The following is a 14621-nucleotide window of genomic DNA, read 5'->3' as shown; positions in this document are numbered from 1 at the left end:
TGATATTCAAGGATTTTTCTGTTCTCTCCATTCAACATTTTCAAGGGGTATGCCGTTATGAAAGATGAACAGTAATTTTTCAGGAAATCTCTTTGCTATTTCACCAATTCCTTATTTTATAAAGAAAAATAGATGCTATTTCTTTTCCAATATCCAAAAATTTTTGGTATTGCTACTATAAATATATCAGCTATTTTTTGGTGGATAAACTACCAATATAAAAATATCCTCATTGATAAGTTTATTCCTGGAACAGATGTAAAGATATATTTACGAAATAAGTGATAAAGGGGTTATGGACTGAGCTAATACACCCATAAAAAAACAGGCGGTAATCCAACCGCCTGTTTTTATAATACGTTTTTGACGAAAAAGCCATACGAAAATAAAATTCTAAATCAATTAGCCTCTCTTAGATTGAACATTTTTTTCGTATTCTTTTACTTCTTCCAACCATTCCAGACCTACGCCTGCATTTTCTTTTGCACAGTAATAATCCCAAACCAGATTGAAAGGAGCAGCTTTAAATTCTTGTGTAACAGCCAATCTAGAGCTGTTATCGCCTTTTGCTTCCAAATCTTTCATCATAGCTACTGGCTGTAACAGAGCTGCTAAGATTGCTTTTCTAACGTTTCTCAAACCGTTAACCCAAGCAACAACACGGTTGATAGAAGCATCAAAGAAGTCTGTTGCAATATAAGTTTTATCCAATTTGCCCAAGCGAACCAGTTCTTCCATAATCGCTCTTGTTTCATCATCAAAGTTTACTACATGGTCAGAGTCCCAACGAACTGGACGGGAAACGTGCAGTAATACATTATCAGAAAATGCGTAAACAGCACCTAATTTCGCAGAAACAACTTCGGTTGGATGATAGTGGCCGGTATCCAGAGTCATGATAATATGGTCAATACCTTTGCTCATTACATAGCCCATGCAAAATTCATGGGAACCTACTGTATAGCTTTCAGCACCAATACCAAATACTTTAGATTCAATACCATCAATAACACCTGTTACATCTTTCGTTGCTTCAAAAATTTGGTCATAGCTGTCTTTCATACGCAGTCTAGGGCTAATTGTATCAACTGGGAATTCTTTGTCCCCATCTGGTGTCCAGTGATTGATAACACATGGTTTACCAGTTCTTTTTGCGAAATAATCACCAATTCTACGGCAACGGATACCGTGTTCAATCCAGAATTTACGGATATCTTCATCAGCGGAAGACAAAGTAGCTACTTCACTCTTTGGATGAGAGAAATATGTAGGGTTGAAATCCAAGCCAATACCTTTTTCTACAGCCCAATCAGCCCATTTTTCAAAGTGTTTTGGTTCGATTTCATTACGGTCTACAAAAGTATCCGCTTCCAGATAGTTTGCGTGCAGGTTTACTTTTTTCACACCTGGGATAAATTTCATAGCCATTTCCATGTCAGCGCGCAGTTCTTCTGGAGTTCTAGCTTTACCAGGATAGTTACCTGTTGTTTGAATACCACCGGTTAATCCGCCCTCTTTTTTTTCAAAACCGATAACATCATCGCCTTGCCAGCAGTGCATAGAAATTGGTGTTTCATTACAAATTTTAATTGCTTCATCAACATCAATGCCGTACTGAGCGTAAAATTCTTTTGCTACTTCGTAGCCTTTGTTCACATCGTACATAATTTTTATTCCTCCATTAGTTATTTTGACTTTTTCGTCTGTTAGTACTTGTATTATACGAGTTTTTTCGCGATAAAACAAGGACGTAATTTTATCAAATTTACGTCCTTATTTTCCTTGATGATAGCGGCGATAATCTTTTGGGCTCATATGATATTTTTCACGGAAAATCCGGTAAAAATAACTGGTATTATCGTATCCTACAGCCCCAATAATATCTGTAATTGGTATTCTTGTGTTATTAAGCAGCCGTTCTGCCTGGTGTAACCGTTTAGTTTGTAGCAGTTCTTTAAAAGTAGAATGGGTCTGTTCTTTAATTAGTTTACTTAAATTAGAAACAGACTGGTTTAATTTAGCAGCCAATTCTGTCAAACTGGCCTCTTTATAATTTTCCTCAATATATTTTAAGGATTTCATCACAATAGAATTTTTATATTGGTTTGGGTTTACCTGCTCAATAGTATCTGTATAATTTAATAGCTGCATAAACAGCAGACCCATTGTAGTTTGGTTAATTTCCTGGTCATTTTCCTGTGGATAAACAATCGACCATACCAGGTTTTCCACCAAATTCTGTATTGGTAAAACATCTGCCACTTTAAAGTGCAAATAGTTAGAATCATTAACGTTATGGCATAAAGTGCTAATAATAAAATTGCTTAATACATTTTCTTTTTCCAACATTCCAAATGTCACATCAAAAAATTCCGGCAATACAATAAAATTAATTCCAATATCATCAATACTGGCAGGCAACACCTCATGGGTAGAATATTGGTTTAAAAACAGCAAATCCCCTGTATTTAAAGTAACCTCTATATTGCCATTGATAATATGCTTGGTCCTACCAGAACACATATACAGAATTTCTATATAGTTATGGCTATGCTTTGGAAAAGAAATAAAACGGGTATGGGGACGGATATCAATTAAAACTCCAGTTTTTTGCATCATTTTTTTACTTTCCACTGTAAATCCTTTTGTAGAGGTATATAAATCTTTCTCTATCCGCTTTACCCCATGTTTCATCCGTTCCAAAATATGCTGTTCTTCCGCTGTTACCGGTTCAAAATGACGAACCAATTCCCGATTCATATAATGCCCCCCTTTCCATTCAAATAGTAAGGTAATCTATTGTCAGTATACCATATTTTACGCTAAAAAGGTAGGAATGTAATGTAAAATTCTTTTTTCCAACAATACTGATTTGACAAATAAAAAGAAAGGCGATATGATGAAAAATAAAGGATTTCAAAGGTTCTAATTCAAGTTTCCTATTTATTTCTTGTCATAAATGAGGTGTAACAAATGGTTTCAAAAACAAAAATTATTGCCCGCTATGCAGAAACAGACCAGATGGGGATTATCCACCATTCTGTTTACCCAGTATGGTATGAGGCAGCAAGGACAGATTTTATCAAACAGGCAGGTATGACCTACTCTGAAATGGAACAAGCCGGTGTGATGCTTCCACTATTGGAATTGGGTTCTACCTACAAAAGTTCTGCTTATTATGAAGATGAGCTGACCATCTGTACTAGGATTACAAAACTAACCCCTTCCCGTATTGAATTTGGATATGAAGTGTACCGCAACGGGGAAGAGAAGCCAATCAATTTTGGATTTACCAAACATGCCTGGACAACAACCAGCTTGAAACCGATCAATATGAAAAAACATTTTCCAGAAATTTTAGCAATTGCTCAAAAAGCAGCTGAACAGGAATAAAATATCCCTACATTTTAAAAAATCAACCAATTTATTCCCTAGAAATTTTATTGGATTCTTTCGGCAAAGTTCTATGGATTTTGTTTTTAAGAACGGTATCTCTTCATGCTCCGTTACAGAAACAGGATTTTTATCCCTAAATAGAATGAAATGATTAGGTATGAAGATTGTAAACTACATATTTAGCAAATCACACTATATGTTTCTGTTTAAAAGTTCATAATAAAACAAAAACACCCTGTAAAAATACAGGGTGTTTTCTGTTTAGTAAAATTAGATTTTTTCTTTAACTTTAGCAGCTTTACCAACTCTGTCACGCAGGTAGTACAGTTTACCACGGCGAACTTTACCAGAGCGAACTAATTCTACTTTTGCAACATGAGGTGAGTGAATTGGGAATACCCTTTCAACGCCTACGCCGTAAGCGATACGACGAACTGTGAAGGTTTCGGAAACACCGCCGTGTTTTTTAGCGATAACAGTTCCTTCAAATACCTGAATTCTCTCTTTGTCGCCCTCTTTGATGAGAACGTGAACTCTTACTGTGTCACCAACGTTAACAACAGGCAGTTCTTTTTTCATGCTTGATTCATGGATCAATTTTAAAGCGTCCATAATTTCCTCCTAATTTTTAGGGACATTCTTGCCCAATTGGCAGAGGACTGTCCGGTTTCATGCTTATTTGATTCGGCATAAACTCTCGTCCTTACGGCAAGCCGCACGACGGTAGGATAAATGCTTAATTAGTATACCATAGATTATTTGAAAAAGCAAGGAAATTTTACAATTTCAACAGGCCTTTTTCCAACATGGATTGGGCTGCCAGCAAAATCCCCGTTTTACCAGAGGCATAGGTCAATCCTCCTTGTAGCCAAACAGCGTAAGGTTCCTTTAATGGAGCATCAGCGGAAAGTTCAATGGAAGCACCCAGTGTAAACGCACCCGCTGCCATAATAACCTCCGAATCATATCCTGGCATATCCCAAGGTTCCGGTGCGACAAAAGCATCCACAGGGGAACCCTTTTGGATTCCTTGGCAGAACGCAACCAACCCTTCTGGTGTTCCCAACTGGATTGCCGCAATGATATCAGTACGTGGATCCCCGCATTTGGGATACACTTCAAATCCTAACAACTCAAATAGCTTTAAAGCGAAACAGGAAGTTTTCAAAGCATTTGCCACTACACTTGGCGCGAAAAACAGCCCCATAAACATGGAACGGCTCTGTCCTAAGGTGCAGCCAACCTCTTTTCCCATTCCCGGACAGGTTAAACGATAGGAACACAACTCTACCAAATCTTTTCTGCCCGCAATATAGCCACCAGTTTCCGCAATACCGCCACCTGGATTTTTAATCAACGACCCGATGATTAAATCCGCACCAACTGCTAAAGGTTCCTTCTTTTCCACAAATTCGCCATAACAGTTGTCCACAACCACAATAGCGTCTGGATTCGTGGAACGTGCTGCTGCAATCATTTTTTCAATCACTTTAATTGTAAAAGATGGACGCAAAGAATATCCACGGGACCGCTGCAAATAAACTACTTTCGCCCCTTTTACTATTTCTGGAATCTGGTCATAATCGGGTTCCCCATTTTCCAACAAGTCTACCTGACGATAAGAAACCCCAAAATCCTTTAAGGAACCATTCCCTTCCCCACGGATGCCAATCACTTCTTCCATGGTGTCATAGGGTTTTCCAGTAATGGATACCATAGTATCCCCTGCACGCAGTACTCCAAATAATGCAGTGGTAAGTGCATGGGTGCCAGAAACAAAATTATGGCGAACCAGAGCGTCTTCCGCTCCCAATGCCTGGGCAAATACAGCATCCAACGCTTCACGCCCTCTATCACCATAACCATATCCTGTACTGCCGGCAAAATGGCTTTCACTTACTCGATTATCAATAAATGCTTTTAGCACTTTCGCTTCATTATAAGCGGAATTTTCTTCAATCTGGGCAAACGCCTCCTGTGCTTCTGCTTCTGCCTGCTGTGCAAGCTTCAATAATTTTCCATCAATGGAAAAAAAGTTCTCAATCATAAATATCTCCTTTATGTAGTTATCTGTATTCACACCATTGCTCTATGGTTACGAAACCGAGCCGTTGATAAAAACGATCTGTTCGCTGATTGCGGCTGTATACCCAAACTGATTTTTTTTCGTGTAATAAATAGTTTACCAAACTTCCCACAAACTGGCTACCTTTTCCCTTTCCTTGTAAACTAGGGGAAACAGCAATCTGGTTGAGAACCGCCAGCTTGGAATTTTCACAAAACAACGTCGCTGTTGCTTGTCCCGGAGTTACAAACAATTTGCTCACTCCATGGCGAATATAATGGGACATCTCACAATACCAGCTGTCATGGGACTGTTGGGAATATTCTTCTGGAAACGTCTGTTGCAAGATTTGGAATGCCTGCTCAATTGTCCCGTTGGACAAGGAAATTCCAGAGGTGGAAACAGGATTATTGCAAACCATTAAATTACCGGTTCTACATTCCGCCAAAGGAAGGCGAACCCCTTCCACTGGATTCATGCTAATGGAACCCGCTCCACACCACTGGAAAAACTCATTGTATTCTGGCTGAAATTCTTTTGCATAAACGAGCAAGACTCCATGGATTAACGCCATTACAGCATCCTGTTCGGCCACAAAAAAACTGCAAAAGGGGTATTGTAAACCATAAGCCCGATAATGCGCCTGTATTTTTAATAGCTGTGGATGGTCTACCTGCTGGAAAAACGCCTCCAACAGCCCTTTATTTTCTTGATGAATCTGTACAATCATTCGTTTGCGAATCTTTCCAGCATTGCCTGAACCAAAGCAAGGCTATTTTCCGCATCCTCCCAGTTGATGACGCAACAAGGGGAATGTAGGTAACGGCAAGGGACAGAAACTGATACAGTTTTGATTCCTCCACAGGAAACCGAAAACGCCCCTGCATCGTTTCCACCAGCTACTGCTGTTTTGGTCTGGCACGGAATATGATGTTGCTTTGCTGTTTCCATTGCAAATTGATACAAGTCATAATCATAAATGGTGGCACGGTCCATAAATGGAATGACAGGACCTTTTCCCAAGCTACATACTTGCTTTAATTCTTCTACTCCGGCCAAATCGCCAGCAGTTGTCGCTTCCAGTACAATCGCAATATCCGGACAAATATCATGGGCAGCTACTTTTGCGCCTCGCAGACCCACTTCTTCCTGTACTACAAAACTGCAATATAAATCACAGGGAAGTTCTGATTGCAATAGCTGTATCATTAATGCGCAGCCAAAACGGTCATCAATGGCTTTTGCTTTCAAGCAATTGTTTCCAAATTCTACAGGTTCACTTTGAAAACAAACACTTTCTCCCAAAGAAACATACTTTAATGCATCCTCTTTGTCTTTGGCGCCAATATCAATATACAATTGGTCTACCGGGGTTGCTTTTGCCTTTTCCTCAGCGGACTGCATATGCACTGCTTTGGTTCCAATTACACCAGGGACAGAATCCCCAACCAACACAGAACGCCCTACCAATACTCTGGCATCAATGCCTCCTACCGTGGCAAATCGCAGCATACCGTCCGAGGTAATTCCGGCTACAATCAGTCCAACCTCATCCATATGAGCGGAGATTAAAAGCTTTTGTTTTGGTGTCTTTTTTCCTTTTTTAAACGCGATAATATTGCCCAGTGGGTCCACATGCAGGTCATCACAATAGGAGGAAATCTGGGACAAGATTTCTTCCCTCACCTTATGTTCCCTTCCAGAAATCCCATTGATTTGGCATAATTTTCTCAATTGTTCTTTCATCACAATCAGCCCCCCATCTTCAAAACATAGGCAGCCAACAGGTCTGCTACACTTTGCACATCCTGTGGGTCGATTACTTCAATCGGCGTGTGCATATAACGGAGCGGAATCGAGCAAAGCCCGCATCGGATTCCCGCTCCAGTTAAGGCCAAGGAATCCGTATTGGTAGAAGTGGCTCCCCCCATCACTTCCAATTGATAAGGGATTTGATATTGTTTTGACAGTTCTTCTAGTTCCTGGCTAATTCCAACATCCAAAGTAGGGGAAATACCAATCATCACCCCTTGGCTCAGTTTGCCACATTTATGTTCCGGAGCGTCACTGGTATATGCAAAACTGACATCCACTGCAATACAATGGGTCACACCTAAACCAAAAGCGCCTGTTTTTGCTCCCCGTTCCCCAGTTTCTTCCTGGGAACTGAACAGCACGGACAAACCACAGGAAAGTTCCTTTCCCTTTAACTGCTCTAACGCCATGAAAATAGAAGCGACACCGGAACGGTCATCCATAGATTTGCAGGAAACCCTCCCGTTTAACAGCTGTTGTGGTCGGGCACAGAAAGACACCCGGCTTCCCAATGGAATCCATTCTTTTGCCTGTTGCTCTGTCAATCCAGTGTCCAATAAAATCTGGTCAATTTCAGGGGATTTTTTTTGGTCATCTGCTGTTTCTAAGTGAGGTGGTTTCGAAGCAACTACTGCGTATACATCTCGATTTCCATGTACAATTACTTCTTGCGCCAATAGTAGTTTTCGGTCTACTCCTCCACAGGCTGCTACACGTAAAAATCCACCGGATGTAACTCCAGTTACAATCAACCCGATTTCGTCAATATGTGCATCCAACAAAATGTGTGGCTTTCCTTCTTTTGGCTCTACAATTGTTGCCAGTAAGCTGCCACCTCGATCAACCACAACTTTTTTGGCGTAAGGCTTGATTAATTCTTTTGCGAATTGTATTGCAGAGGTTTCTAAGCCGGATACGCCAACCTGGCTCCCCAACTGAAATAATAATTCTGTTCTTTCCATTCCAATTCCTCCTGCTTATTGCAGTTCATTTACCAACTGTTTAAAGTGATTTCCTCTCACCTCAAAGTTTTTATATAAATCAAAGCTGGCGGATGCAGGAGAAAGGGAAACAATATCCCCAGGATGGGCAATCTCTTTTGCCTTCTGAACTGCCTGTTCCATATTCTCTGCATGGTAAATCGGAAGCTGTTCTGAATCATAACCAGGACAAGCCAGCAAAGCAGCTTCAATTTTTGGAGCAGTTGCTCCCATCAACACCAAAGCTTTTACTTTTTCCACTAATTTTGGAGCCAATGGTTCATATGCCAGATGTTTGTCATAACCACCTGCAATGACAATAATTTTTTGCTGGAAAGAATTTAAACCAGCAATTGTCCTAGTTGGACTAGTAGCAATAGAATCATTATACCATTTTACACCATCCAGTTCCCGTACTAACTCAATACGGTGTTCTACCCCGCCAAAAGTAGTGGCAACCTGGTGCATGGTTTCAGGGGTTACCACATCGCACACAGCGGCGATTGCCGCAAGATAATTTTCTACATTGTGGATACCTGGAATTTTAATCTCATCTTTATGGAATAATTTTGTTTTGACACCATTGTTGACTAAATATAAATAGCCCTGTTCGTCCAACCAGGTTCCAGTGGTTGGGCATTCCTTCCTGCTAAATTTACATAGTTTTCCTCTTACATAACGGTCCAGTCCATCGGTAATTTCGTTATCATGGTTTAATACAGCCTTAGAAAATGCGTTTTGATGCCATAATAAATTACATTTTGCTTGAATGTATTCTTCCATGTTTTTATGGACATCCAAATGGTTTGGAGAAATATTGGTAATCACTGCTACATCTGGGGACTGTCGCATAGAAATAATCTGGAAACTGGATAGTTCCACTACAGCAATATCTTCTGGCTGGATGGTTTCAATTTCTGGCAGCAGTGCCTTGCCGATATTTCCGCCTACATGGACTTTAAATCCCTGTTGTTCCAACATTTTCCCAATCAAAGTAGTAGTGGTGGTTTTTCCGTCAGAACCTGTAACCGCATAAATCTTACAGGGGCACAAATCAAAGAATACTTCCATCTCAGTTGTCACAACACAGCCATGCTCCCTTGCTTTCTGCAAGGCTGGATGGTAAAAATAAATTCCTGGGGAACGGAAAATAACATCATAATCACAAAGGGTTTCTAGATAATCTTCCCCCAACACAAATTTGGCGCCCAACGCCAGCAATTCATCATAGTTTTTTCCCAATTTTTCTTTTGTTTGCCGATCACAGACAGTAACATCCAGCTGTTTGGATAAAAACAGTTTAATAATATTCAGGTTAGTAACACCCATCCCGATAAACGCAATCTTCTTGCTGTTCATTTCTTGAAAAAATAACTCCGCTTTTGTTGACATACCAAAATCCTCCAGACCCTTATAAATTAACCTTTAACTAAATTATTATACTTCTGTTATCATAAAAAATCAAATCTTTTTGCTGTAAAATCCTTGTTTAATCAAGCCCAGCTTTACAATAAAATAATCTTAATCAGTTCAAAAAATTATAATTCTTTCGCAACAACGAATCCTGTTCCCCATACATATCAAAATGATATTCACACAATTCCTGGAAAGATATAGTACCGTTTTTCCTTGATAGAATAATCAAAACATATTGATTATTCTGTATACTATAATCTTTTTAATTCTTTGAGTAGATTTTCTCGTGCATCTTTGTTCTATTTTCATATAGTAAATGATATTAAGTCTTTTCAGCAGAAACAGATCCATAAATACTCCTCTAGGATACGAATATATATCTATATATCAATAATAGAAAATTTTCAATCAGATCCGTATGTAGCAACCCGTTTTCCGACATTTTCCTGAAGGTTCCGATAAAAAAATTGATAGTCATATAAATGGTAAATCCCATCTTCAAATAGTTCTAAAACTGGCGGATATTCCTCCGGCGTTACATCTATTACCTTTAAGGTACCACGTACATCATCAATATAAGCGCCTGTAAGATGCGGAATTTCTGTTTCAATCTCTCCGCTATAGTTGGTAAAACAAGCTCCTTGGTTTAAACTTTGGTCCGCAAATGTACTATCTGTTTTCCAATTTAGAGGGTTGATCGCAAGAGTTTTCATATTTTCAGGAACAATAAGGGAATCGGCTATATTTTCCGCCTCACTGTTAAAAGAAATAATTACCCCTGTATCCGTTTCACTGGTAGCGAATTTCATATGAGGATATTCCTCCAATTCTTCTTGTGTCACATTCCACCCGATCGCATAACAAGCCACCAATTTTTCTGATAGTTCTTTATTATCAAATTGATCTTTCAAAAGCCTCAAACTCATATCTGCTCCTTGTGAGAACCCAGCAAGCACAATTGGCCTTCCTTTATTATAGTGTTTATAATAATATTCAAAAGCCTGTTTCACATCCTTGTAAGCGGATTGAAGATAAGGCTCCCTTTCCTCGTCGGGAAATTCATATACATTAAGTCCTGCTTGTCGATAATAAGGCGCAAAAACACGACAAGAACCATCATAGATCCCTTTTTCCATATTAATCGCTCCTAAAAACGATTCTTTTACATCTTCATCTTCCAAAGACATATTCGTTTCATTTCCATCGAATACTGTCGGACAGATAAAAAATACATCTGCTTTCCTACTATCTGTTTGTGTTTCACAATAAGCCCAATTCTCTTGTTTCGCATAACAAATTTCCGTCTTTATCTCTTCGTTTGAGCATCCACTTGTAAAAACAAGTATAAAAACCAAACAAAAACAGATAGATAAATATTTTTTCATAACATTCCCTTCTTACTTATAACATTTTATTCAAATTATAACATGAATTTTTTTCTTTTGAAATGATTTCCACCACAAAATTAGATCTATTTTTCTAGTATTCGTCTATGTACAATGATAAAATAGAAAATAAAGTTGTTGCTCGCTATAAGAATAAAATAAAAAATTTCCTACAATAAATGAAGGGATTGCTTCTTACTTCTTGCAAAAAGATGGATATAATGTTAAAATAAAACATACATAAAATTTGTTATGGTTTTTATTGCATAAAATAAAATGAAAACAGATGCACTGTTTAGATTATTTTTTAATTTCCGCTTTGGCAACTAAAATATGGCGGATGGATGGAGGAAAATATGGAACACACACTGGTTTTGCCGCAAGGCTATTGGTCTAAGCTAAACATTATCGAAACAGAAAAAGCGATTAAACTGGTAAAAGATACTTTTCAACAAACACTTGCCAATCGGTTGAATTTAACAAGAGTATCTGCACCTTTATTTGTACAGCCACATACCGGTTTAAATGATGACCTGAATGGTGTGGAACGTCCGGTCGAATTTGATATTAAAGAACTCGGGGCAAATGTACAAATTGTACATTCCTTGGCAAAATGGAAACGCCTTGCTTTAAAACGTTATGGTTTTGCCCCTGGTTCTGGTTTATATACAGATATGAATGCTATCCGCCGGGATGAAGAACTAGACAACTGCCACTCTGTATACGTGGATCAGTGGGACTGGGAGAAAATTATTACTCCTGAAACTCGAAATATTGAAACTTTAAAACAAACCGTACGAGATATTGTCCACGCTTTAAAAGAAACCCAAAATAAATTACATCAGCAATTTTCTCAAATCAGTTCCTATATTGAGGAAGAAATCTTTTTTATTACCACTTCAGAACTGGAAGCCCTTTATCCTAACCTTTCTAGAAAAGAACGGGAAAATCAGATCTGTAAAGAACACAAAACAGTATTTTTAATGCAGATTGGCGGTCCTTTAAAAGATGGAAAACCTCATGACGGCCGTGCCCCTGACTATGATGACTGGAATTTAAACGGAGATTTGCTCATTTGGTATCCAGTATTGGAACGTGCCATGGAATTATCCTCTATGGGAATCCGTGTTGACCAGCATGCACTGGAAAACCAGCTCAAAGCTGCTGGATGCGAGGAACGTAAGAACTTTACATTCCATCAAATGTTACTAAACGGCGAACTTCCTCTTACCATGGGTGGCGGTATCGGACAATCCCGCTTATGTATGGTATTATTGGAAAAAGCCCATATTGGTGAAGTACAGGCTTCTGTTTGGCCAGAAAGTATGATTTCAGTTTGTGACAGCCATGGAATTCACCTGCTGTAATGGAAAATGGAGGATTACACTATGAAAAGTTTCGCACAAAAGTTTGGATGTAAGGTGTTCGACCAACGTGTGATGAAAGAACGCCTGCCAAAAGAAACCTATAAAAGCTTAAAAGCGTCCATGGATCACGGACGTTCCCTTGATCCAGAAATCGCAAGTATTGTGGCGTCTGCCATGAAAGATTGGGCAGTGGAAAATGGGGCAACCCATTTTACCCATTGGTTCCAGCCAATGACTGGGATTACTGCCGGTAAGCATGATAGCTTTTTATCTCCTCAAGGAGATGGTTCAATTATTTTAGAGTTTTCCGGAAAAGAACTGATTAAAGGAGAACCGGACGCTTCTTCCTTTCCAAACGGAGGGTTAAGAAATACCTTTGAAGCAAGAGGATATACCATTTGGGATTGCAGTTCCCCTGCTTTTATCAAAGAAGGTACTTTATATATTCCAACCGCGTTCTGTTCTTATACTGGAGAGGCATTGGATACCAAAACCCCATTGCTTCGTTCCATGGAAGTAGTAAATACCCAAGCATTGCGTGTTTTAAAACTTTTTGGCAACCATACTTCTACCCGTGTTATCCCAACCGTAGGGGCAGAACAGGAATATTTTTTAGTTGACCGAAAAAATTATGAAGATCGTTTGGATTTAAAAATCTGTGGACGCACCTTGTTTGGTGCAAAACCGCCAAAAGGCCAAGAGATGGATGACCACTACTGTGGCCGTATCCGTTTACGGATTGCGGATTATATGCGCCAGCTGGATGACCAGCTTTGGCAATATGGGATTAACTCCAAAACAAAACACAATGAAGTAGCGCCGGCACAACATGAAATGGCGCCTGTATTTGATTCCGCCAATGTGGCAACCGACCATAACCAGTTAACCATGGAATTAATGCGTTCTGTCGCAAAACAGAACGGTCTAGCATGCTTGCTGCATGAAAAACCATTTGAACACATCAATGGCTCTGGTAAACACAACAACTGGTCTTTATCCACCGATGATGGCATCAACTTGTTGGATCCAGGAAAAACCCCATATGAAAACATGCAGTTTTTGATTTTTCTGTGTGCTGTTATCCGTTCGATTGATAAATATCCAGAATTACTCCGTTTAACTGCTGCCTCTCCTGGAAACGACCACCGTTTGGGGGCAAACGAAGCTCCACCAGCAATTATATCCATATTTTTAGGAGAACATTTAACCGCAACATTACAGCATATTGCGGATGGTGTAGCAGAAGAAAAATCTTCTAATGGAGTACTCAACACAAAAGTAACCATCCTGCCAAACTTACCAAAAGATGATAGTGACCGGAACAGAACTTCCCCATTTGCGTTTACTGGAAACAAATTTGAATTCCGTATGGTTGGTTCCTCTGCCTCTATTGCTTCTTCTAACTGGGTATTGAATACCATTATGGCAGAATCCTTGGAAACCTTTGCCGATATTTTGGAAAGCACCGATGATTTTGACCGTGATGTCCGCCTGATTGTGCATGAAACTATGTACCACCATGGCAAAGTAATCTTTAACGGGAACGGTTATTCTGAGAAATGGGTGGAAGAAGCAGAACGCCGTGGCTTACCAAACATTTCAAATTCTGTAGATGCAGCAAAGGCGTTTATCATGGATAAAAGTATCGAACTGTTCCAACGTTATGGTATTTTTACTCCAAAGGAATGTGAATCCCGTTATGAAATCATGCTGGAAAACTATATCAAAACAATCAGCATCGAAGCAAATACCATGTTAGAGATGACAAAACGTCAGATTCTTCCTGCCGCTATAAAATATGTCGGTGATATTTCCGCTTCTTATAATGAAGTGACCAGCAGTGGCGTAGAGAATAAAGCAATGTTAAAACTGGTTAACCAATTATCCTCTATGATTGACTGTGTCCATGATATTATGGAAATCCTGGAACAAGAAGTAAACGCTGCTCATACAAACGATTTATGGCAGACAGCAGTAAACTATCGTGATAAGGTCATTCCACAAATGGAGAGCTTGCGGAATTGTGTTGATGCAATGGAAACGATTACTTCTTCTGAATACTGGCCAATGCCAACCTATACCGATTTATTGTATCGAGTATAACAAAATGTAAAATGCAGCAAAAAGAAAAGCTGATTCTTATCTAAGAATCAGCTTTTTTTCAATGGTATCTAATCTCCCTGTTTTATCAAGGGAA

At 39.2% G+C, this 14621-nt stretch carries 12 protein-coding genes; 3 read left to right on the top strand and 9 right to left on the bottom strand.

The annotated features are described in order from the left end of the window. Positions 1 to 402: 402 nt before the first annotated feature. On the bottom strand, positions 403 to 1665 hold the full coding sequence (locus BQ2683_RS06250; protein ID WP_069988161.1) for an L-rhamnose isomerase: 1263 nt from the start codon (positions 1663 to 1665) through the stop codon (positions 403 to 405). Positions 1666 to 1773: 108 nt separating this feature from the next. Continuing rightward, the gene (locus BQ2683_RS06245; protein ID WP_069988160.1) at positions 1774 to 2760 is read right to left on the bottom strand and encodes an AraC family transcriptional regulator; all 987 of its coding nucleotides are present in this window, start codon (positions 2758 to 2760) and stop codon (positions 1774 to 1776) included. A 213-nt stretch (positions 2761 to 2973) separates the two neighbouring features. On the opposite strand from BQ2683_RS06245, the gene BQ2683_RS06240 reads away from it, so the two are divergent. Further along, positions 2974 to 3393, top strand: coding sequence for an acyl-CoA thioesterase (locus BQ2683_RS06240; protein WP_069988159.1), 420 nt, complete (start codon positions 2974 to 2976; stop codon positions 3391 to 3393). A 273-nt stretch (positions 3394 to 3666) separates the two neighbouring features. Here the strand turns inward: BQ2683_RS06240 and rplS are convergent, their stop codons facing one another. The 7 genes from rplS to BQ2683_RS06205 all read right to left on the bottom strand — a co-directional run bounded on the left by rplS (position 3667) and on the right by BQ2683_RS06205 (position 11057). Beyond that, complete coding sequence (gene rplS, locus BQ2683_RS06235; RefSeq protein ID WP_069988158.1) at positions 3667 to 4008, bottom strand: 50S ribosomal protein L19; 342 nt, start codon at positions 4006 to 4008, stop codon at positions 3667 to 3669. A gap of 166 nt (positions 4009 to 4174) precedes the next feature. Then, complete coding sequence (locus BQ2683_RS06230; RefSeq protein ID WP_069988157.1) at positions 4175 to 5443, bottom strand: methionine gamma-lyase family protein; 1269 nt, start codon at positions 5441 to 5443, stop codon at positions 4175 to 4177. Between the two features lie 19 nt (positions 5444 to 5462). Beyond that, positions 5463 to 6191, bottom strand: a complete 729-nt coding sequence (locus BQ2683_RS06225) for a GNAT family N-acetyltransferase (protein ID WP_069988156.1) — start codon at positions 6189 to 6191, stop codon at positions 5463 to 5465. Then, positions 6188 to 7207, bottom strand: a complete 1020-nt coding sequence (locus tag BQ2683_RS06220) for a M42 family metallopeptidase (RefSeq protein WP_069989461.1) — start codon at positions 7205 to 7207, stop codon at positions 6188 to 6190. The genes BQ2683_RS06225 and BQ2683_RS06220 overlap by 4 nt, the downstream gene beginning before the upstream one ends. A 5-nt stretch (positions 7208 to 7212) precedes the next feature. Continuing rightward, a complete protein-coding gene (locus tag BQ2683_RS06215; RefSeq protein WP_069988155.1) occupies positions 7213 to 8238 on the bottom strand; it encodes a zinc-binding metallopeptidase family protein in 1026 nt (341 codons plus the stop codon). Between the two features lie 15 nt (positions 8239 to 8253). Beyond that, positions 8254 to 9648 (bottom strand): UDP-N-acetylmuramoyl-L-alanine--D-glutamate ligase, encoded by a 1395-nt coding sequence (murD, locus tag BQ2683_RS06210; protein WP_069988154.1) that lies wholly within the window; start codon positions 9646 to 9648, stop codon positions 8254 to 8256. A gap of 428 nt (positions 9649 to 10076) precedes the next feature. Beyond that, on the bottom strand, positions 10077 to 11057 hold the full coding sequence (locus BQ2683_RS06205; protein WP_069988153.1) for a DUF3089 domain-containing protein: 981 nt from the start codon (positions 11055 to 11057) through the stop codon (positions 10077 to 10079). 356 nt (positions 11058 to 11413) lie between these two features. Here BQ2683_RS06205 and asnA point away from each other — a divergent pair, with 356 nt between their 5' ends. Then, positions 11414 to 12424 carry an aspartate--ammonia ligase gene (gene asnA, locus BQ2683_RS06200; protein WP_235843895.1) on the top strand — a complete coding sequence of 337 codons (1011 nt, stop codon included), beginning with the start codon at positions 11414 to 11416 and terminating at the stop codon, positions 12422 to 12424. A gap of 21 nt (positions 12425 to 12445) precedes the next feature. Beyond that, positions 12446 to 14527 carry a glutamine synthetase III family protein gene (locus BQ2683_RS06195; protein WP_069988151.1) on the top strand — a complete coding sequence of 694 codons (2082 nt, stop codon included), beginning with the start codon at positions 12446 to 12448 and terminating at the stop codon, positions 14525 to 14527. The last annotated feature ends 94 nt before the right edge of the window (positions 14528 to 14621 follow it).

The sequence above is a fragment of the Massilioclostridium coli genome, assembly GCF_900095865.1.
Lineage (GTDB): Bacteria > Bacillota > Clostridia > Oscillospirales > Ruminococcaceae > Massilioclostridium > Massilioclostridium facile.
Note: the sequence above shows the minus strand (reverse complement) of the source record. Positions and strands in the feature narration are given on the sequence as shown.